17 protein-coding genes are annotated in these 21,333 nt (G+C 60.6%); 13 read left to right on the forward strand and 4 right to left on the reverse strand.

Going from position 1 to position 21,333, the window contains the following annotated elements:
• Positions 1-21: 21 nt before the first annotated feature.
• Positions 22-2,898 carry an excinuclease ABC subunit UvrA gene (uvrA, locus tag ACURWW_RS09400; RefSeq protein WP_445617002.1) on the reverse strand — a complete coding sequence of 959 codons (2,877 nt, stop codon included), beginning with the start codon at positions 2,896-2,898 and terminating at the stop codon, positions 22-24.
• Between the two features lie 229 nt (positions 2,899-3,127).
• Between uvrA and ACURWW_RS09405 the strand changes: the two genes are divergently transcribed.
• From ACURWW_RS09405 to ACURWW_RS09420, 4 genes are all read left to right on the forward strand, one after another.
• A complete protein-coding gene (locus ACURWW_RS09405) occupies positions 3,128-4,051 on the forward strand; it encodes an alpha/beta fold hydrolase (RefSeq protein ID WP_445617003.1) in 924 nt (307 codons plus the stop codon).
• On the forward strand, positions 4,044-4,706 hold the full coding sequence (locus ACURWW_RS09410) for an alpha/beta fold hydrolase (RefSeq protein WP_445617004.1): 663 nt from the start codon (positions 4,044-4,046) through the stop codon (positions 4,704-4,706). The genes ACURWW_RS09405 and ACURWW_RS09410 overlap by 8 nt, the downstream gene beginning before the upstream one ends.
• Positions 4,707-4,945: 239 nt before the next feature.
• A complete protein-coding gene (locus ACURWW_RS09415) occupies positions 4,946-6,685 on the forward strand; it encodes a hypothetical protein (RefSeq protein ID WP_445617005.1) in 1,740 nt (579 codons plus the stop codon).
• Positions 6,686-6,700: 15 nt separating this feature from the next.
• The gene (locus tag ACURWW_RS09420) at positions 6,701-7,318 is read left to right on the forward strand and encodes a hypothetical protein (RefSeq protein WP_445617006.1); all 618 of its coding nucleotides are present in this window, start codon (positions 6,701-6,703) and stop codon (positions 7,316-7,318) included.
• Positions 7,319-7,430: 112 nt separating this feature from the next.
• On the opposite strand, the gene ACURWW_RS09425 is transcribed toward ACURWW_RS09420, so the two are convergent.
• Positions 7,431-8,090: a LuxR C-terminal-related transcriptional regulator gene (locus ACURWW_RS09425; protein WP_445617007.1), complete on the reverse strand. Its 660-nt coding sequence runs from the start codon at positions 8,088-8,090 to the stop codon at positions 7,431-7,433.
• Positions 8,091-8,582: 492 nt separating this feature from the next.
• Between ACURWW_RS09425 and ACURWW_RS09430 the strand changes: the two genes are divergently transcribed.
• The 9 genes from ACURWW_RS09430 (at position 8,583) to ACURWW_RS09470 (ending at position 18,808) form a co-directional block, all read left to right on the forward strand.
• Positions 8,583-9,935 (forward strand): MFS transporter, encoded by a 1,353-nt coding sequence (locus tag ACURWW_RS09430; protein WP_445617008.1) that lies wholly within the window; start codon positions 8,583-8,585, stop codon positions 9,933-9,935.
• 186 nt (positions 9,936-10,121) lie between these two features.
• On the forward strand, positions 10,122-10,619 hold the full coding sequence (gene ssb, locus ACURWW_RS09435) for a single-stranded DNA-binding protein (RefSeq protein WP_445617009.1): 498 nt from the start codon (positions 10,122-10,124) through the stop codon (positions 10,617-10,619).
• A gap of 85 nt (positions 10,620-10,704) precedes the next feature.
• Positions 10,705-11,391, forward strand: coding sequence for an RDD family protein (locus ACURWW_RS09440; RefSeq protein WP_445617010.1), 687 nt, complete (start codon positions 10,705-10,707; stop codon positions 11,389-11,391).
• Positions 11,392-11,438: 47 nt separating this feature from the next.
• A complete protein-coding gene (locus ACURWW_RS09445; RefSeq protein ID WP_445617011.1) occupies positions 11,439-12,437 on the forward strand; it encodes a stage II sporulation protein M in 999 nt (332 codons plus the stop codon).
• The gene (locus ACURWW_RS09450) at positions 12,424-13,974 is read left to right on the forward strand and encodes a DUF4129 domain-containing protein (protein ID WP_445617012.1); all 1,551 of its coding nucleotides are present in this window, start codon (positions 12,424-12,426) and stop codon (positions 13,972-13,974) included. The genes ACURWW_RS09445 and ACURWW_RS09450 overlap by 14 nt, the downstream gene beginning before the upstream one ends.
• A complete protein-coding gene (locus tag ACURWW_RS09455; protein ID WP_445617013.1) occupies positions 13,964-15,313 on the forward strand; it encodes a DUF4350 domain-containing protein in 1,350 nt (449 codons plus the stop codon). Before ACURWW_RS09450 ends, ACURWW_RS09455 begins: the two co-directional genes overlap by 11 nt.
• Positions 15,310-16,326, forward strand: coding sequence for an AAA family ATPase (locus ACURWW_RS09460; RefSeq protein ID WP_445617014.1), 1,017 nt, complete (start codon positions 15,310-15,312; stop codon positions 16,324-16,326). The genes ACURWW_RS09455 and ACURWW_RS09460 overlap by 4 nt, the downstream gene beginning before the upstream one ends.
• Positions 16,323-17,648: a DUF58 domain-containing protein gene (locus tag ACURWW_RS09465; RefSeq protein WP_445617015.1), complete on the forward strand. Its 1,326-nt coding sequence runs from the start codon at positions 16,323-16,325 to the stop codon at positions 17,646-17,648. The genes ACURWW_RS09460 and ACURWW_RS09465 overlap by 4 nt, the downstream gene beginning before the upstream one ends.
• Before the next feature lie 53 nt (positions 17,649-17,701).
• On the forward strand, positions 17,702-18,808 hold the full coding sequence (locus ACURWW_RS09470) for an acyltransferase family protein (RefSeq protein ID WP_445617016.1): 1,107 nt from the start codon (positions 17,702-17,704) through the stop codon (positions 18,806-18,808).
• A gap of 81 nt (positions 18,809-18,889) precedes the next feature.
• Here ACURWW_RS09470 and ACURWW_RS09475 read toward each other — a convergent pair whose 3' ends face one another.
• Together ACURWW_RS09475 and ACURWW_RS09480 are read right to left on the reverse strand one after the other, a co-directional pair.
• Positions 18,890-19,927, reverse strand: a complete 1,038-nt coding sequence (locus ACURWW_RS09475) for a hypothetical protein (RefSeq protein WP_445617017.1) — start codon at positions 19,925-19,927, stop codon at positions 18,890-18,892.
• A gap of 168 nt (positions 19,928-20,095) precedes the next feature.
• Complete coding sequence (locus tag ACURWW_RS09480) at positions 20,096-21,130, reverse strand: hypothetical protein (protein ID WP_445617018.1); 1,035 nt, start codon at positions 21,128-21,130, stop codon at positions 20,096-20,098.
• Positions 21,131-21,333: the final 203 nt, after the last annotated feature.

The raw sequence follows: 21,333 nt of genomic DNA on the forward strand, positions 1-21,333 counted from the left end.
AACCAGGGATGCTGTCGTGCTTCAGCCTGTTGCCGCTTTTTTCCCGTTCCGTTTCGCCTTGGTGGCCGACTTGTGTCGGGCCAGCAAGGGTTTCAAAAAGCGCCCCGTATGAGAATGCTTCAACTTGGCCACATCTTCAGGCGTGCCGGTGGCAATGATTTCCCCACCGCCGCTACCCCCTTCCGGTCCGAGGTCCACGAGCCAGTCCGCGGTCTTGATGACGTCCAGGTTATGCTCGATGACCACGATGGTGTTGCCGTGATCACGGAGGCGATGCAACACGTTAAGTAATTGCTGAATGTCGTAGAAGTGCAGCCCCGTGGTCGGTTCGTCCAGGATGTAAAGTGTGTTGCCGGTGTCGCGCTTTGAGAGCTCGCGAGCCAGCTTGACGCGTTGGGCCTCGCCGCCGGAGAGGGTGGTCGCAGCCTGGCCGAGACGAATGTAGCTGAGACCCACATCCATGAGCGTCTGCAGCTTGTTGGCAACTGACGGAATGGGATCGAAAAACTCACGGGCGTCTTCCACGGTGAGTTCCAGTACTTCATGGATGTTTTTGCCCTTGTACCTGATCTCCAGGGTTTCCCGGTTGTAACGCTTGCCCTTGCAGATGTCGCAGGGCACATAGACGTCCGGCAGAAAGTGCATCTCCACCTTCACTACCCCGTCGCCCTGGCAGGCCTCGCAGCGACCGCCCTTCACATTGAAACTGAAGCGTCCCGGTTTATAGCCCCGTGAGCGCGCTTCCTGAGTGCCCGCGAACAACTCCCGCACCGGGGTGAAAATGCCGGCGTAGGTCGCCGGATTGGAGCGGGGCGTACGGCCGATGGGGCTCTGGTCAATGTCGACACACTTGTCAAAGTGATCGAGGCCATGGACGCTGCGGTAGGGCGCGGGTTTCAGTGTCGAGGCCTTGTTCAGCACTGTCGCCGCTACCGGGTAGAGCGTGTTGTTGATCAGGGTGGATTTGCCCGAGCCGCTCACCCCCGTAACGCAGGTCATCAGGCCCACGGGGATCCACAGATTGACGTCCTTCAGGTTGTTTCCGGTGGCTCCTTCGATCATCAGCTGCTTTTTGGGATCGAAAGCCTTCCGGGTGGCGGGCACGGCGATCTCCCGAGCGCCGGACAGGTACTCGCCGGTTATGGACCCTGCGGTCGTCATGATGTCCTGCACCGTACCCTGGGCCACAACTTCGCCCCCGTGCACGCCGGCCCCCGGGCCGATGTCGATGACATGGTCGGCAGTGCGGATCGCATCTTCATCATGCTCCACCACGATCACCGTGTTGCCCAGGTCGCGCAAGTGAGTGAGTGTTCGCAACAGTCGATCGTTGTCCCGCTGGTGAAGGCCGATCGAGGGTTCGTCCAGGATGTACATGACGCCCACGAGTCCGGCGCCGATCTGGCTGGCCAGGCGAATGCGCTGGGCTTCACCACCTGACAAGGTGTCCGCGCTCCGGCTGAGGGTCAGATAGTTGAGCCCTACATCCACCAGGAAGCGGAGCCGCTCGCGCAGCTCCTTGAGCACCTTGTCGGCGATGCTGGCTCGGGCACCCACAAAGCTCAGATCGTTGAAGTAACTGAATGCATCACCCACCGGGAGGGCGGTGATTTCCGGCAGAGTGCGGTTGTCCACGAACACATGTCGTGCCGCTTCCTTCAATCGCGCTCCGTGACATTCGGGACAGCTCTGGGAGGAGAGAAAGCGGGCAAGCTCTTCCCGTACGGTCATGGACTCCGTGTCGCGGTAGCGTCGCTCCATATTGGGAATGACGCCCTCGAATCGGTGGGTACGGCTATAAACGTCCCCGCGATCGTTCACGTAGCTGAAGTTGATCTGCACGTCGCCGGAGCCGTGGAGCACCACCTGCCGGTCCTTCTTGCGCAGGTTTTTCCAGGGGGTGTCGATGTCGAAGCCGTAATGGTCGGCGAGCGAGGACAGCATGTGGAAGTAGTAAATGTTGCGGCGGTCCCAGCCCCGGATCGCACCTTCGGCCAGGGATGCGTCCGGGTCCTGGATGATGAGGTCCACATCGAAAAACTGTTTGACCCCCAGGCCGTCGCAACTGGGGCAGGCGCCGGCCGGGTTGTTGAACGAAAACAGTCGCGGCTCAAGATCGCCAAGGCTGTAATCGCACAAGGGGCAGGCATGTTTGGCGGAGAACAGGCGGTCGTCCTCCTCGCCATCCATGAAGCTGACGGCCACCAGGCCGTCGGTCAATTGCAGGGCAGTCTCGAAGGATTCCGCCAACCGCAGCTGAATGTCCTCGCGCACCTTGAACCGGTCCACCACAACTTCGATGGTATGTTTTTTTTTCTTGTCCAACCTGGGTGCATCGTCCAGATCGACCACGATCCCATCAATGCGCGCACGGATAAACCCGTCCCGCCGCAGTTGATCGAAGGTGTGCAAGTGTTCACCTTTGCGTTCCCGGACCACGGGGGCCAGCAGCATCAGCTTGGTGCCCTCCGGCAGTGCGAGCACCTGGTCCACCATTTCGCTCACGGTCTGGGCTGACAGCGGCTGGCCGTGGGTGGGACAACGCGGTTCACCGACCCGGGCAAACAGCAGGCGCAGATAGTCGTAGATCTCCGTGATGGTGCCCACGGTGGACCGGGGGTTGTGGGACGTGGATTTCTGCTCGATGGAAATGGCCGGACTCAGGCCTTCCACATGGTCCACGTCCGGCTTGTCCATCATGGACAGGAACTGCCGCGCATAGGTGGACAGGGATTCCACATAGCGTCGCTGGCCTTCTGCGTACAGGGTGTCGAAGGCCAGGGACGACTTCCCTGAGCCAGACAGGCCAGTGACAACCACCAGTTTGTCGCGCGGAATATCGAGATTGATGTTCTTGAGGTTGTGGGTGCGTGCACCCCGGACGAGAATGGTATCCACCGCGTGAAATAACCTCTTGCCTGATGCGCCCGGTTCTCGGCCGTGTCGCCTCGAGTGAGGGCAATCCGGTCGCGGAAGGGCGGGAAGGAAACCGGTCAATATACCACGCGACGGAAATATTTGGATATCACGATTCCGGTCCCGGGATCGTTTATCCTTATGCGCTCTGACTCAGCTTCGCGCTGCCATGAATTCGCGCCTCCGGCGCCCCGTTTTGCAGGAACTCATTGTGAGCGTTATCGACAAAGCACCCGTTCCCTTCCCAGGTGCCCGCCCCCCCGACCGCCAGCGCAGCGTAGAGTCCCAGGGTATTCGCCTGGCGGTCTACGAATGGGGAGCGGCGGACGCCCCGCCGGTACTTCTGGCCCACGGTGGTTTTGATTTCGCCCGGACTTTCGACGTATTTGCCCCGCTGATTGCTGATGCCGGGTTCCGCGTGGTGAGCTGGGATCAGCGCGGCCACGGCAACTCCGAGCATGCCGAACTGTACAGCTGGGATGCGGACGAGCGGGATCTGCTGGCGGTGGCGAATTCCGTGAGCCCGGGCCCTTTCCCGGCCATTGGGCACTCCAAGGGCGGTTCATTGCTGGCCCACATCATCCAGGCCCTTCCGCACCGATTCAGCCGCTACGTGTCCGTTGATGGTCTGCCGTTCAGGGTCAACCCGCCGGACGTGGCAAACCGCGAGCAAACCGCCAAATTGCGGACCGAGGTGGTGAAATGGCTGGACGAGCGGCGCCGCGCGCATGGGATGGCGCGGCGCCCCGGAACACCCGAAGAACTGGCGGCGCGCCGTTCAAAGATGAACCCGCGATTGAGCCGCGAATGGCTCGAGTACATCGTCTATGCCGGCGCCCGCGAAGCGGAGGATGGCTGGCGCTGGAAGCTGGACCCATCCTTGCGGATGGGCGGCTTTGGTCCCTGGCGCTCCCGGTGGGTCACCGATCGGCTGCCGGGTTTTCCCATACCCATGCTGGCCATGTTCGGCACAGAGCGGGAACCGCTGGATTGGGGGGTCAACCCGGAGGAAATCAGCCGCTACCTGCCGCGAACGGCCCGTACCGAGGTGTTCAAGGGAGTGGGGCATTTCATCCATATCGAACAGCCCCGGCAAACGGCTGAGCTGGTTCTGGAGTTCCTGAAAAATGAATGAGACCGTTTACCTGACACACGGCCGCATCAACCTTGCCCTGCATACCCTGCGGTCCGGTGAGGGCCCCCGGCTTCTGCTGCTGCACGGGCTGGGTGAACACTCACCATCGGTCCTGCCCCGGGAATACGAACGCTGGCCCGGTCCGATTCAGGCTCTGGATTTCACCGGTCACGGCCATTCCACGGTGCCCCGTGGCGGTGGGTATACGGCGGAATTGCTGCAGGCGGACGTGGACGTCGCCCTGGCCCATTGCGGGCCGGCCACTATCGTGGGCCGCGGGCTGGGCGCTTATGTTGCGGTGCTCATTGCCGGCGGCCGGCCGGAACTGGTGCGAGGGGCCATTCTCCGGGACGGTCCCGGTCTGGCGGGTGGAGCTCCCGGGTCCTCGCCTTATATCGGCTTTCCCGAGCCCACCCAGATTACTCCGCCCGACCCTTTCGCGATCGTGGAACTCGCCACCGATGTCCGCCCTCCCGATTACATCAGCGAGTTCGTCCGCCTTGCCGCCGAATTCTCCAACTGTTCCCGTCCCATTACCGTGTGCGCCAGTGAGCGGGCGCCGTGGGTCAATGCGGTTGTGGCAGAGATTGGGGTGGAAGTCACAAGCGTTGAAGATGCGCTGAACTTCTACGCGACTTTGGAAACTGACCAGTAACAGCCAGGCTGCACAATGGCCACATCCTGTGGGTTCCGCTTGTGTTTCTGTGGATAATTCCACACTTGGGGTGCGATCCGCCGTACAGTTCACGTCGGTGGCGCGTACGCGGTCACCGTCCGGGGAGCGCTCTGTGGGCACCCTGCTAGACTGGCCTTCAATGTCCGAACTCTAACCAGGTCTCAACGATGCCCAAAATGGCAAGTGTCGGGTTGCGTCCCAGATGGCGTGCTGTGCGAATGCATTATGTTGTCTGTTGGCTGTCTTTGAGCTTCGCCTTGCTGGGCTGCGGGAGCAGTGGCGGCGGCAGTGGCAGCGATGAGCCGCCTGCCAGCTCCGCCGATGGCCCCCGCGTTCTGATCAGCGGTCGCCTGCTCTACGAGTCGGTTCCTCCTCGAGCCAACTGCGAGGGGCTCGACTACAGCAATGTCCGGCTGCGCCCCATTCGCGGAGTGACGGTGGAAGTCGTCGATGCGGAAAGTGGAGAGGTCCTGACCCGGGGCGTATCCGACCCGGACGGTTATTACGGCGTCCATGTCCCTGAACAGCGGCAGGTGTTTGTCCGGGCAAGGGCTGAGCTCAAACAGGTCGAGCCCCCGTCTTGGGATGTGGAGGTTCGGGACAATACCAGCAACACGGAGCAAGCTCTTTCCTGGCGCCCCCTGTATGTTCTGGACAGCCGTCCGTTCGATAGCGGGCAGGAGGATCGCGAACTCCACCTGACGGCGCGCAGTGGTTGGGACGGAACAGCCTATACCAAGCCGCGCGCCGCTGCGCCATTCGCAATTCTGGATACCATCTACTCGGCCATGGACCTGGTGCGTTCTGCCGATCCATCAGCCTCCTTTCCGCCCCTCGAGGTGTTCTGGAGCACCCACAACACCACAGCACGGACTGGCGGCACACGGGAGGAGCAGATTGCCCGCGGGGAGGTGGGAACATCCTTCTATCTTCCGAGCAAGGCACATCTATTCCTGCTGGGCAAGGAAGACGATGATACGGAAGAGTTTGACAGCCACGTAATCGCTCATGAATGGGGGCACTACTTCGAAACCCGGTTCTCCCGCTCCGACAGCCCCGGGGGACCTCACAGCATCGGGGAAGCGCTGGACATGCGGTTGGCCTTCAGCGAGGGGTGGGCGACGGCGCTGGCGGGAATGGCCCTGGACAGCCCGCACTATTGCGACACCGGCGGGATCGGTCAGGGCACCGGGTTCGGCATCGATCTGGAGCACCCCTCGGTGTACCGGTCGGGCTGGTTTAACGAACTGTCGATTGTGTCCATCATGTATGACCTTTGGGATGAGCGCCCGGCGGATGACGATGGGGGGAGCCTCGGGTTTTCCAGCCTCTATGAGGTGTTCGCCGGCGAGCAGCGGACGAGCCCGGCCTTTACCAGTGTGTTCAGTTTCATGTCAGCTCTCAAGGCGCGCAACCCCGGCCAGGCCGGGTACATCGACAGTCTTCTCGGCCGCCATAACATCACTGTCCTGGACCCCTACGGCACCGGCGAACAGAATGCCGCGGGCAGCAGGCCGGATGTGCTGCCGGTCTACGCGGATATACTTGCCAACGCAGCGCCGGTGAGTGTGTGCAGCAACAGTCAGTTCGACAGGGGGCGTACCGGTAACAAGCTGTCCGAACATCGCTACCTGCGCCTGAGTGTCGACGCGTCAGGCACCTACGATATCACCGTTACCACCGCGAACCCGGATTCAGCGCCTCCCGCCTACTTTGGTTGCAACGAGGGAGATCCAGAGCGCTACCGCCAAAGTGATCCGGATTTTTACCTGGTGGAGCGAGGTCGAATCATAACGGTCGCAAAATCCTGTACAACGAACCGGGAGCAGCGCCTTGTTCAGCTCGCCGCGGGCGAGTACCTGATCGACCTGTCGGAATTCCGCTTCGCGGATGGGAATACTGCGGACGACTTTCCCGACCGGAGTTGCTTCGATGTAACAATCAGTCCTTCACCCTAACCGGGACGGAATTTTATGAGCTCTGCATCACCAGGTTCTATTCTTTCGCTGCTGACAGCACTGACTGCCTGTATGGTTGTCTCGGCCTGTGACCCCGATCGCAACCGGCCGCTGGATCCTCGGGTGCCGGACTCCAGCGCGGTGCCCGCACGCGGCCCAGCTCTACCGGTTTCGGAGCACAGTGGCAAACCGTCGGCACCGGTGCGTGTGGATTACCGGGTCGCGGAAGGACCCGCCGTGGGGAAGACCGTTGAGGTGGAACTGGAGTTCACCAGTTCCGAGCCGGTCCGCGGCATTCAAGCCACCTATCGTCCGGTGGACTCCTCCGCGCTCAGTTTTGCCGATGGCTCCGGCGCAATGCACGGCATTGCCCTCCGGCCTTCAGGACGAGGGCGCGCGGGACAGGACCGCTTCCGGGTGATTCCTCACCGGGGCGGACGCCATCTGGTCAACGTTCTGGTGGAAGTGGAAACCGACTCAGGGAGCTTTACCGAGTTTGCGACCGTGCCCATCACCGTCGCGAGTTCAGATGCAAAATTGAAGAACGACGAGAACAGGTTCCAGAAAGATACTGGCGGGCAGCCGGTCATCTCCCTTCCCGCGGATGAAAGCGGAACTCAGCCAGAGCGCTGAGCCATTACTTCACCAGCCTGCGGCTCAGGTTCCTCCCGGCCGGGAGCAAGCGCCGCATGCGGCGAGCCTCCAGAGCAACGCCTCCAGAACAACGCCTCCAGAACAACGCCTGCTAGATCGACAGATTCGCGGTGAGATTCTGACGAGACCAGTTGATGGCTTCCACCCGGTTCCCCACGTCGATTTTCTTGTAGATATTGTAAAGGTGGGTCTTGATCGTATGTTCGCTGACCGACATGGCCCGGGCCATGGCTGCGTTGGTGGCGCCGTTTTCCAGCAAGGCAAGGATTTCCCGCTCTCTTCGTGTCAGCAGTTCAGGCGCTTTGATGTTGTGCTTCGGGGGGCGGCGGTTGCGCTCCAGGAAGCCGTGGAGAAGTCGGCGGGGCACCCAGTAGTCACCATCCAGCAGCATTTTCAGCCCTTCAACAAACTGGGACTGATTCATGTTGCAGTAAAAGAAGCCGCGCACACAGGGCCACTCCAATAGCGATTCATGCAGACTCGCGGGCTGCGTGTTGTAGAGTGCGACCGGGGGAACCGAAGCGGCATTTTTCACATTGAGCCAGGTCTGAATCCGGTTCGGCGTATAGCAGGCACAATCAATAAGAATGAGGGGTCTGTGCTCGACGACTTCATCGTCACCCAACGAGCGGGTCACGCAAGGGCGGGCAAGTGATCGGGTCAGGGATTCTGCAAGCCGGTTCGGAGCCTGGCTAGAGAAAATTGCGATGGGCTTCAGATGGGAAGCAATGCTAGAGCTTTCGACAGTCATCGTTGTTCAGTCCTTTGCAGAATTAGCGCGGCTTGGGTTGCACCGACCCGCCCCGGAGCGGGGCTGCTAACATTCCGTAGTGCGGAAAACCGTCGGATCGTGACCTGTAAACAGTCAACTGCCTGATCCGTGGAATCCAGCCTAATGGATGGGCTGGAGGTTGCGAGAATAAATGCACTGCAGCACGACTGCAACCAGCATTGGCGCGCTACGCTACTCTGCTCCCATTTTTACCCGAATGTGGCGAGTGAACACCGCTCCACGGCACCCGGAACAGCGCTGCAACAGGTCGGCGAGCGCGACCACACCCCCGTGCGCCCACGCGGTTCGGAGTTCCCGCTGGAGCCGGACCCGCGATTCCGCGGCGGAAGCAAGTGGTTATTGCTTCGCCGGGTGCGCTAAAATGCCATGTTTCCCGCGCGACTCGCCGATGGGGCGCGCTCACGCGCGGGCACGCCTTGAAGCTATGAAGCTATAACGAAGAGCAACTGAGTGACTGATCCCGTCTTTGCCCACCAGGGCCGCAACGTTTCCGCGCTGGCTCTGCTGTATGCGTTCCGCATGCTCGGCCTGTTCATGGTGCTTCCCGTGCTGGTCCTCTATGCGGACGACTACCGGGGCAGCAGCCCCTTCCTGATGGGGTTGGCGCTGGGAGCCTATGGTTTCAGTCAGGCCCTGCTGCAGATTCCGTTCGGGATGTGGTCCGATCGCTGGGGGCGCAAACCGGTCATTGCGGCAGGTCTGCTGATCTTTGCTGCGGGAAGCGTGATCGCGGCCGTGTCAGAGTCTATTGAAGGGCTCATTCTTGGCCGTTTCCTGCAGGGAGCCGGCGCTATTGCCAGCGCCCTGATGGCCATGGTGGCGGACCTCACCCGTGACGAGAACCGTACCAAAGCCATGGCCGCCATCGGAGCCGCCATCGGCCTGTCGTTCTCAGTGGCGCTGGTCCTGGGGCCCGTGGTCAGCCGTTTCGCCGGTCTGGATGGCATTTTCTGGCTCACCGCCGGCTTTGCGCTGGTTGGCCTCGCCATCCTGGTCTTCGTATTGCCCAGCCCCCAGGCACGCTCAAGCGGCGAGGCAACGCCCAAGGCCGCCCTGATCAGGACCGTGCTGGGCAACCGGGACCTGCTTCGCCTGGACTGGGGTATTCTGGTTCTGCATTTCGTGCTGATGGCCAACTTCGTCGTGCTGCCACGGGTGCTCAGTGATGTGTTGCTGCTCGATGGCACACGTCACTGGACCATCTATCTGCCCCTGCTTGGGGGTGCCTTTGTGGCGATGCTGCCGTTCATGGTGCTGGCCGAGAAGAAAGGCCGGGTCAAAGGAGTCTTCCTGGGCGCTGTGGGCCTGCTGGCGGCGATGCAGGTTGCGCTGGCGTTGGGCCACCAGAGCGGGCCCTTCCTGCTGGCGTGGCTGTTTCTGTTCTTCATGGCCTTCAATCTGCTGGAGGCAAACCTGCCGTCTCTGGTCAGCAAGACCGTGCCGGGAGACATGCGCGGCACCGCCAATGGCATCTACTCCACCAGCCAGTTTGCCGGCGCCTTCCTGGGCGGCGCCATGGGCGGCGCCGTTCTGAGCTGGGGCGGGGTGCAGGCCGTATTCTGGTTGTGCGCGCTGGCCGCCGCGCTGTGGTGGCTCGTGGCGCTGTTCATGACGGTGCCGCGGCCGGTATCCAGCATTCTGGTTCCCCTTCGGGAGCCCGACCGCGATCGGGTGCTCGGTCAGCTGCTGGCCCTTCCGGGCGTGGATCAGGTGGATTGGCTCGAGCAGGAAAGCGCCGCGCGCCTGACTGTGGACCGCCGGGTGTTCCGCCGGGAGCGCATTGCGGAACTGGGGCTGGAGTAAGGTTGCCGGCCTGTTGAATTCTGGTTCTCCGCGCGTCCCACTGGGCCTGGAAACCAGCGCATCAACGGCTTCTGTACAAAAGAACTGCTTGCCCGCAAAACCGCGACAAGCGTGTTAAGCTAAATCACTTTGAGGGGCAGTTGGACTGCCAAGCCCTCCCAGACAGAGAAGATTCAGGAGATCACTATGGCCCGGGGTATCAACAAAGTAATCCTAATCGGCAATCTGGGTGTGGACCCGGAAACCAAGTACATGCCGAGTGGCAATGCCGTGACCAACGTCAGCCTGGCCACCAGCGAGAGCTGGAAGGACAAGCAGACTGGCGAGCAACAGGAGCGCACTGAATGGCACCGGGTGGTGTTCTTCAACCGCCTGGCTGAAATCGCCGGGGAGTACCTGCGCAAGGGCAGCAAGGTGTACGTGGAAGGCTCCCTGCGCACCCGCAAATGGCAGGACCAGAGCGGCCAGGACCGCTACACCACGGAAATTGTTGCCAATGAGATGCAAATGCTCGACAGCCGCGGTGATTCCTCGATGTCCAACCAGGGCGGAAATTACAATCAGAACAGCAACTACAATCAGAGCCAGGGGCAGGCTCCTCGCCAGCAAAGCCAGCCCGCACCCCAGAGCGCGCCCCAGCCCCAGCAGGGCATGGACAGCTTCGACGACGACATTCCTTTCTGAATTCGGGTCCGGGGACGGGCAAGCACAACAAGAATGAAGCCGCTCCAGACGGAAGCGGCTCCGGGCACCATGGGGATCGTGATTTTTGTCTGCGGGAAGAATCTCAACTGACATTCTGGTGGAAACTCCCGAGAGCATTGACCTGCAAGCGGAGCCTGCAGGGCTTGTTGTTCGCGGCCTTGCCTTCGCCATCGATTTCCTGATCCGTGCCGTGGTCCTCCTGGTACTCGGTTTTTTCCTCTTTTTCAGCGGCGCCGCGGGCGCCGGCCTGCTGCTGATCCTCTGGTTCCTGCTGGAGTGGTTCTACCCGGTTCTATTCGAAATCTACGGGCGGGGTCAGACTCCGGGCAAGCGGCGCATGGGTATTGCCGTTGTCAACGAAGATCTAACACCCATCGGTTGGGGGACTTCGATGATACGCAACCTGCTGCGCTGGGCCGATTTTTTCCCCTTCCTGTACACCGCCGGAATGGTGAGCATGGCAGCGAGTGCGCGGTTTCAGCGTCTGGGCGACCTTGCGGCCGGGACCCTGGTGATCTACCAGGAGGCGCCACCGGAAGGGACCCATGCGGTCGAGGCTCCCTCCCGGCCCCCTCCCGTACCTCTGGAGCGGGAAGACCAGATCGCCGTTATTGGCTACGCGCAAAGGCAATTGAGCCCCGACCGACGCCGGGAGCTAGCGGACATTCTCGCGCCCGTTCTGCCTGTGGAAGCTGGCCAGCGCGTCGGCTATCTGCAAGGGGTAGGGCGCTGGCTCCTCGGCGATCGCTAGCATGACCGCGATAGCAGCACAGGGACGAACCTTATCGAGACAGTGCAGTGAAGCAACAGGACTTTGAACAATTTCACCAGCCCTTCTGGGCGCGGATGGAAGCAGCCTTGTCTGCCGACAACCGCAAGCGCGCTGAGGTCGATGGCTGGTCCGATCTTCCGGCCAGTTACCGACGCCTCTGTCACCACCTGGCGCTGGCTAAACACCGGCGTTACAGCCCGTATCTAATCGACCGGCTCAACGCGCTGGTCCTCGCCTGTCACAACCTGATTTACGCCCAGCGGGCACGCTTTCGCTATCAGTGGCTCCGGTTTCTGTTTCTCGATTATCCCCGTGTGCTCTACGACAATCGCGGCTTTATCGGAACGGCCACCTTGCTGTTCGTGCTTCCGTTTTTCGCGTTGGCGCTGTTGTGCTATTTCGACCCCGAATTCATTTATGCAGTGATGAGTTGGGAGCAGGTGCGGGAGATGGAGTCCATGTACGATCCCGCCGCCCGCGTGCTGGGCCGTGAGCGGGAAGCGGACACGGACCTGTTCATGTTCGGTTACTACATTCGCAACAATATCGGCATTGCGTTCCGGGAGTTTGCAGGCGGTATTTTCTTCGGTGTGATGACGGTCGTCGTGCTGGTTTTCAATGGCGTTATCTTGGGGGCTGTATCGGGCCATCTCACTCAGCTCGGTTACGGATCCACTTTCTATCCGTTCGTAATCGGCCACGGTGCTTTTGAGCTGACCGCCATCGTGCTGAGCGGCGCGGCCGGACTGAAGATCGGTATGGCGCTGATCGACCCGGGTCAGCTTCCCCGAATCAAGGCACTGCGCAATGCGAGCCGGGAAGCCATTCAAATTGTCATGGGCGCCGGCGCAATGCTGTTGATTGCCGCCTTCATCGAAGCGTTCTGGTCGTCGAAGGCGAGTCTTCCCATTTCCTTAAAGGTGGGCGTTGGCGCGCTGCTCTGGTTGCTGGTGATGCTCTATCTGGTGCTGCCTGCCAGAGCGCTCGGACGGGCGGCAAAGGGGGAACTCCGTGGATCTCGCTAAGCTCAGCTTCGAGCCGCGCCCCCGCAACGGTTGGCAAGCGATCGACCTGGGGTTCGCCATGGCGCGACGCTGGTGGTGGCCCGCCTTCCTCAGTTGGGCGCTCCCCGCACTGGTCCTTTATCTACTGCTCGTTCCGGTGGTGCCGGAGCGCCCCTGGATCTGCATCTTCGCAGTATGGTGGCTCAAACCTTTGCTGGATCGTCTGCCGCTGTTTATCGCGAGTCGAGCCCTGTTCGGCGAAGAGCCCCAGGCGCGGAGTGCCTGGCGACGCCTGTTCGGCCTGTTCAAGACGGACTGGCTGCCGGCACTGACCTGGCGACGATTCAGTCCCAGTCGTTCCTTCGATCTGCCCGTCACGGTATTGGAGGGATTGAGGGGAGAGACGCGCTCCAGGCGCCTGACCGTGCTCCACCAGCGCTACGGCAATGCGGCATTCTGGCTGACGCTGTTGCTGGTGCATGTGGAGTTCTTTCTTGCCTTTGGGCTCTGGGCCGCCCTTGCCCTCCTGATCCCCGAACAGTTCGCGGTGGACTGGCTCGCATTGATGCTGGGGGAGGGCGCACTGGCGACGCACTTGTCGAACGCCATCACAATTTTTGCCATGTCCCTGGTGGCGCCGTTCTATGCCATCGGCGGATTCGCGCTGTACATCTGCCGTCGCGTCGCGCTCGAAGGTTGGGACATTGAGCTCCGCTTCCGACATCTGGCGGAACGCTACCGGAGGCCCCCTTCTTCCAGCGGGTACAAGGCTGCGGCGGTACTGCCACTGGTCTTCGGTCTGATGAGTGTTGGCGACATTCAGCATGCATCGGCCGCCTCTGCCGATCCCATGGAGGTCTATTATGACGAGCTTGAGAGCTCGTCGCAGGCGCAGGAATCAAAGCAGCAGATTCTCGAGATCTATGGCGGCAGGGATTTTCACAACTTTGAAACAGAGAGCGGCTGGCGCTTCAGAGATCGGGAACCCGAAGAGCAGGCGGAAGCTCCGGACTGGATCGAGGCACTGGCAGATTTTCTGGAAGTTTCCTCCACCGCGCGCAACACTTTCGCGACGGGTTTTGAATGGCTCGTTTGGGTCCTCCTGGCGGCGATCGTCGGGTGGTTGGTCTATCGTTACCGTCGAGGACTGATGGCGGCGCTGGGGAGGGGCCGGAGTTCTGCAAAAAACCGGCAGATGCCGGAGGTGTTGTTCGGACTGGACGTGCGCAAGGAAAGTCTGCCAAAGAACGTCTGCGAGCAGGTGCTTGAACACTGGAACCTGGGGCGCCATCGGGAGGCACTCGGGCTGCTGTACCGCGCGACCTTGTCCCACCTGATCCATCAGTGTTCCTGCAACTTCCGGCCCGGCCATACCGAGCAGGAGTGCGTCGCCATTGTGGCCCGGACAGAGGACCACACTCTGAGCTCATACCTCGGGCGACTCACCGTGCTTTGGCAGCAACTGGCCTACGCCCATCGGGTTCCCGATGGGCGCCAGGTGCGCAGGTTGTGCGATGAATGGACGCAACTGTTCGGGGAGCAGGGTCATGAAGCATAGGTCGCTGCAAAACGCCGCCGCCATGTCCGGGCGAGTGCAGGTCTGGCACATCGCTCTGGTGCTCCTGACCTGTGCTCTCATTTACCTGCTGGTCTCTCAACTCGAGCGTTACGAAGAAGTCGTGAACCAGGGCTGGAGTCTCGAGGCGTTGCGCAACCCGTTTCTGGCCGCTGAGCAATATCTCGCGGCGATGGGTCGCGGCAGCGAAAGCAGCGATCGCCTGGACGCACTTGACGAGCTCACGGTCGGCAGCACGCTGCTTATCCGCAACGCCAACCACGTGCTTAACGAGCAGCGGGCGAACGATTTGCTGGCCTGGCTGGAACAGGGCGGACACGTGATCGTGGGGGCGCAACTCCATGATGAAGACCGACCGGATGTTCTCCTGTCCCGCTTCCAGGTGAGCAAACATCCTCTGGACGAATTTGAATCCGAGGACGAGGAAGAGGCGGGAGGGATTATCGGCGAGATCATGGATGAGGTCGACGATACGACCGAGGCTGATGCATCACCTGTCGAGCCATCGGGGGCTGAGAATCAGACTTCGACTCCATTGCAATCCGATATCCCCGCCCGGGTCCGAGCCCGTGAAGCCCGGGCAGAACAGGATGAGGTCGTCCAGATGAAGTTCGAAGCGGTTGATCACTCACCGCGCGTCCACTTTGGCAGTGACGCAAGCCTCAGTCACCCGGTCCTGTATCTGGATGAAGAGGAAATCTACTCCGGCCCCCAGCCATTCTACTGGACAGGCAATGAGTACGCGGTGGAGTTCATGCAATTCGACGTGGGCGACGGGTTGCTGACGGTGATGACGGATATCGACATCTGGACGTCCGACCGTATCAGCCTTTTCGATCATGCCTACCTGCTGGACCTGCTGACCGCCGGATCGGACAAGGTAATCTTCTTATACGGTGCGCTGGTTCCCAATCTCGTGGAGATTGTCTGGCGTCATTTTCGAGAGTTCGTGGTGATTATCGCGCTGTTGTGCGCAGCCTGGATGATGCATCGCCTGCGTCGCTTCGGCCCGCTTGTGGCCAGCGAAGATTCGAGCCGCCGGTCCTTCCAGGAGCACGTTCAGGCAACGGGCAGCTTTCTCTGGCGGCAGGGCGAGGGGGAGTTGCTTCTGGAACCCCTTCGCGAACAGATTTGGGCGGCATTGCAGCGTCACCTGCCTGGTGCCGGACCCGGCGACCACGGACGGCTCCAAAAGCTGGCGTCGTTGACCGGCATGGAACCGGCAACGATTCGCCAACTCATGCAGGCGCCGGCGCCGGCCGACGAAATTCAGTTCATCGAGACCGTAAAACGACTACAAAGAATCAGGAAGGCCCTATGATCGATATTGACGAACAGAGCGGAACCGCGCAGAGCGATGCTGGCGGTCAGACCGATGCCGTGGCAGTTGCCAGCGCAAAGTTGTCCCGGATCCGCTCGCGGATCAACAGTGTGCTGGTGGGGCAGGAAGAGGTGGTGGAACAGGTGTTGGTCGCTCTGCTCTCCAGCGGCCATGTCCTCCTGGAGGGTATTCCCGGTCTGGGTAAAACGCTGCTGGTCCGGGCACTGGCCAACTGCTTTGGCGGGCAGTTCAAACGCATTCAATTCACACCGGACCTGATGCCTGCCGACATCACCGGCCATGCCATGTACAACATGGCGGACGGAAAATTCCGCATTCGTCGCGGACCGGTCTTTACCAACCTGCTGCTGGCCGATGAGATCAATCGCTCGCCCGCCAAAACCCAGGCAGCCCTTCTGGAAGCCATGCAGGAAAAACAGATCACCATTGAAGGGGAGGCCCTGAAGCTGGCTGCGCCGTTCATGGTGCTTGCAACCCAGAACCCCATCGAGCAGGAAGGAACTTATCCCTTGCCCGAGGCGGAGCTGGATCGCTTCATGCTCAAGGTTCTGATCGACTATCCGAGTCACGAAGACGAGTTGAGTCTGACGCGCGCCGTGAGCAAAGCGCCGGGCGACGATCTCCTGGCAGGCGATGAGAGTTCACCGATTCTTGCTGCCGAGGACGTGCTCAAACTCCAGAAGATTGCCAGCTCCATCGCGGTGGACGAACAGGTTTTGGATTATGCGGTTCGTCTGGTGCGTGCGACGCGGGAAAGCACTGCCATTCTTAAAGGGGCCGGCCCCCGGGCGAGTATTGCCCTGGTACGTGCTGCGCGGGCAAAAGCGCTGCTGCGCGGTGCGGATTACGTCCTGCCGGACGATGTGAAAACCATGGCGACTCCGGTGATGCGCCACCGCATCATTTTGTCCGCAGACGTGGAGATCGACGGCCAGAAGCCAGACACCGTTCTTCGTCACCTCCTGGAAACGGTGGAAGCTCCCCGCCAATGAGGCCCAGCTCACTAACCCTGAAGATACTCGGCGTTTTCGGATTCGCGGCGCTGATGCTGGCGCTCGCGCGACTCCGGGTGACCGCGTTTGACCCTGCCATCGAACTCGGCTGGTGGAGTGCCCTGGGGCTGTTCCTGCTGATCTGCGCGGGTGATGCTGTGGGCTTTCGTCGCCCTGTGTTGACTGTTAGCCGAACTCTGCCGGGCAGCTTCGCCGTGGGAGTGGACAACAAGGTCGCGATTCGACTCGAAAACGTCAGCCCTCGCGACTTGCAGCTTGTAGTCAGTGACCACTGCCCAACCGGCATTGAAGCACAATCCCTGCCCTTCGCTGTGCCACTTCCCGCGGGAGAAGCGGCTGACCTGGTCTACCGGGCCCGGCCTGTGAAACGGGGCGATGCTCATTTCGGCGACGTGGATGTTCGAGTCAATTCCCCGCTGGGGCTCTGGCAGTATCGCCATCGTTTTGCTCAGCCGGCGGTGGTCAAGGTCTATCCCAATTTCATGGCTGTGGCTCACTTTGATCAGTTGGGCCACGAACAACAGATGTCGCACCTGGGTCTGCATGTTCTGCAGCGGCGTGGGCAGGGCATGGACTTCCAGCAACTTCGCGAGTATCGGGACGGCGACGTTTCCCGGCAGATCGACTGGAAGGCCAGCTCGCGCCGCCACAAACTGATCTCCAGGGACTATCAGGACGAGCGGGACCAGGAGATCATCTTTCTGCTGGATTGCGGCCGACGCATGCGAACCAGGGACGATGCTCTCAGCCACTTCGACCACTGCCTCAACAGCCTGCTACTGCTCTCCTACGTGGCGCTTCGGCAGGGCGACCGGGTGGGGCTGCTCAGCTTCGCGGGGGAGCAGCGCTGGCTTGCGCCGATCAAGGGCAAGAACAACATCAACACCGTCCTGAATACGGTTTACGACCTGCATTCAAGCACCGAAACCAGCGATCTCCTCGAGGCCGCCAGCGAGCTCATGGGTCGCCACCGCAAACGGTCCCTGGTGATCCTGCTGAGCAACCTCCGTGACGAAGACCGGGATGAGGTCCTGGCCGCAACTCAACTGCTCGCTCACAAGCATCTGGTCCTGGTTGCCAGCCTCAGGGAAAACTTTCTGGATCAGGCGCTGGACGACCCGCTCCCGAATCTGGAAAGCGCCCTCGTTTATTGCGGGTCCACCGCCATCCTGGCCGCTCGCCAAAGCCTGCTGCGAACCTTGCGCAATCAGGGTGTTCTGGTCACCGATGCAACGCCCCAGTCCCTGCACACGCAACTGGTGAAGGAGTACTGGACCCTGAAGCGAAGCGGCAGAATCTAGCAGGCAGCTCGTATATCACTGAACTCACCAAAGATCATGGAAAAGGAAAACCAATGAGAGCCCGTACATCAACACGCCTGGGGAGCCTCGACGCGCTCAGAGGTGTTGCAGCATTGTTGGTCGTTTGGCAGCACAGCTCGGAAATATTCGTTCGCAACCCGGAGATTGCCCGCCATGGGACGTTCCTGGCGGACATGGCGAACACGGTAGACTTTGGGCGCATCGGGGTCATCTGCTTTTTTCTGATTTCCGGCTTTGTTATACCGTACAGCTTGTCCGGGACCGGGGCGGGGATCAGGCGGTTTGCGATTCGAAGATTCTTCCGCCTCTATCCCGCTTACTGGGTGTCGCTGCTGGCAGCGCTGCTCGGAACCATTGCATTCGGTGGCCCCGATTTTTCGATCGGCACCATGGCTGCCAATGTCACGATGGTGCAGGACCTGCTGGGGTTTACCAGCATCCAGGGGCTGTACTGGACGCTGACGGTGGAACTCGTGTTCTATGTTCTGTGCGCCCTGGTCTTCTCGTGCGGGATGCTGGAACGACCATTGGCCCTGTTGCTGATCGCCTGGTCGGGATTGGGCGCTTTTGTGGGATGGCAGTTGATTGGCAGAGTTTTCCCGGCGCTGGGCGACGTGTCGCCGACTGTCAGCTATATGCCCTACTGCATAGCAGTGATGTTCTGCGGTGCTCTCATTCGTTATTGCTACGAGAGAGATCGGGGTTTTGTGTATGCCCTATTGGCGGTTGGGGGCGTCTTCTCTCTACCTTTGACCGTTCTGGTGTTGCATGTTGTGTCGATTGACATCGGAAGCGACCCCGTTAGGTTCGGTGCTGCCCATATCATCGCACTGGCTGTATTCGTTGCAGTTTTACGAATTGGACGGCAGCCGCCGGCCTTTTTGATATTGCTGGGGACAGTCAGCTATTCCCTGTACCTGTTTCATCCGGTCGTTATCGGTTTTCTGGGGTGGCTGATTGAGCATGGCTGGGGGACGTTTCTGGCAGGGCGGCCACTCGGGGTCTACATTGCCCTGAGTGCTGCACTGACGTTTCCGCTGGCCTGGCTTGTGTACCGAGGTGTTGAAGCCCCCGCCATTGGTATCGGTCGCTCCCTTTCCGGACCGCGACGAGAGCTGGCGCCGGTGACGATAGCCTGACGGGTTGATCAGCTGCGAGGGAACTGCACACGCATGGCGCCCGGGGAAAGGCTCCCCGGGGTTGAGCGTCGAGGGTCTCTATTACCTGGATTTGCCCTTTTCCCGCTCTTCCGCGCGCGCTCCCGCGAGGATGCCGGGAAGCGCATAATTGCCTTCGTGACAGGCGTATTCGAAGATGCGTTCGTCGTCCCTGGTAAAGATCATCTCGCCCTTCCAGGTCTGGGTGTAATAGAGCGGGTCGTTTACGGTGAATTCGTAGAGCATCTCCGTATCGGAAACACGGGTGAAGCGCTCGATCACTTTCCCTTCGGGTGAGAGAGGGAAGCGACCCCGGGTTTCCTGCAAGGGGTGTACGTTACGGGTTTCCACCACCAGCGTGTCGCCTTCCCAGTGTCCTACCGAGCTGCCAAACCATTCGCGAATGTTGTCGTGATCGTGTTTGCCGTTCAGGTCAATGATACGCACATCGTGATTCATCTCCACATTGATCATGACGTGGTCCGGAGTCTGCACGAACTGGTAGTGATTGTTGTACATCACGTTGTTCATGGGTGGCCCCGCCGAGCTGCCAAAGCTGATCAGGCAGCGCTCGCCCAGGGGACGCATTTCCACGTGGTCGTACATCCCGCCGCGGCCGCCACTTCCTTCATCGCCACCGCCCTGGCGGAAAGCCCGGGCGCGAAGCAGCCGACCCTCTGAGGACAGTGGAACTTGTCCGTCTTCCGGCTCGATGATCCAGGAGGAGCGGTACTCGCCATCGATCTTGCCGTAGGCGCTACCCGGGTCAATCCAAAAGTTGTTGTAGCCTTTGCGGGTGTTGCCGTCCGTGGGTGCCCCTTCGGTCGGATCCGTGGGCTTGTTGTCTTCCCGAAGACGGCGGTTGTAGTAGGAGTTGTAGGTTATCTCGTCGATCTTCTCCTGGGGGATGATCAAATCATCGAATTCGGGCGGACGGGTCATTCGGGTCAGGGAAGCGTTGGTCCAGACTCCTTGCAGGTCCGGCGTGCCGTCGGGCCTTCGGGGCGGTTCGTAGTCCGCTTGTGCGGCGACGCCCGGAGTGCTGACGATCACTCCCAGCGCGAGCAGGGCTCCGCCCAACCACTCGCTCATCGAAATCATAAGACCTCCTTTTGTCAGGGTTCCCTCAGGGTGAATGCCGTGTGAATGAGTCTGGTATCGTAATTGAGCTTTGCCAGTCAGACAACGAAAGGAGCCTGTGATCTCCGCCAACAAAAAGGGCGCTGCCTATGCAGCGCCCTTTTTCTTCAAACGAATACTGATTTCGGATCAGTTTTTGGTTTTGGCGTTCTCACGCTCCTCTGCGCGAGCTCCCGCCAGGATACCGGGCAGTGCATAGTTGCCTTCGTGGCATGCGTATTCAAAAATCTGCTCGTCGTCCTTGGTGAAGAGCATTTCTCCTTTCCAGGGCTCTTCGTAGTAGAGCTCATCTTCAACCGTGAACTCGTAAAGCATCTCCTCATCGGACACGCGGGTGAACCGCTCGATCACGCGACCCTGGGTGGACAGCGGGAAGGCGCCGCGGCTTTCCTGGATTGGATGCACGTTGCGGGTTTCCACCACCAGCGTGTCGCCGTCCCAGTGACCGATGGAGCTTCCGAACCATTCGCGGATGTTGGAATGGTCGTGTTTGCCGTTGATATCGATGATGCGTACATCGTGGTTCATTTCCACATTGATCATCACATTTGCAGGCGTCTGCACGAACTGATAGTGATTGTTGTACATCACGTTGTTCATGGGCGGCCCTGCGGAACTTCCGAAGCTGATCAGGCAGCGATCACCCACAGGCCGCACCTCCGGGCCGTCGTACATGCCCGCGCGGCCGCTGGCTTCGTCGCCCCCCTGACGGAAGGCGCGGGCGCGAACCATGCGACCTTCCTTGGTATAGGGAATGCGGCCATCCGAGGGTTCGATGATCCAGGAGGAGCGGTATTCGCCCTTGATTTTCGCGTAGGTGCTGCCGGGATCAATCCAGAAGTTGTTGTAGCCCTTCTGGGTGTTGCCATCACTGGGTGCGCCCTCGTTGGGGTCCGTGGGCTTGTTGTCTTCCCGCAGGCGGCGGTTGTAGTAGGAGTTGTAGGTAATCTCGTCGATCTTTTCCTGGGGGATCACCAGGTCCTCGAACTCGTTGGAGCGGGTCATGGTGGTCAGGGAGGCATTGGACCACACGCCTTGCAGGTCCGGCGTGCCGTCGGGCATTCTCGGAGGCTCATAGTCCTTGGCCTCGGCTGCGCCCGTGCCGGCGACGATCAGGGCGAGTCCGAGCACGGCGCTGCGCAGCCAGGTGTTCAGGTGCTTCATACAATCTCCTTTGGTCGAGGGGTGAACTCCCTCAGATGAATTGCGCCGCGCAAACGGACGCTGCGGACCTTTCCCGACGTGAGTACACACGAACCGGGCTGGGTCGGCTAGACGGGCCGTCGTTTCATGAGGTCATGGGACCGGTCCCGCTTTGGAACGGCTAGTCTAGTTTTTAAGGCTGTTAATTTAGGTTAATTTTTATT

The organism is Gilvimarinus sp. F26214L, from assembly GCF_054401055.1.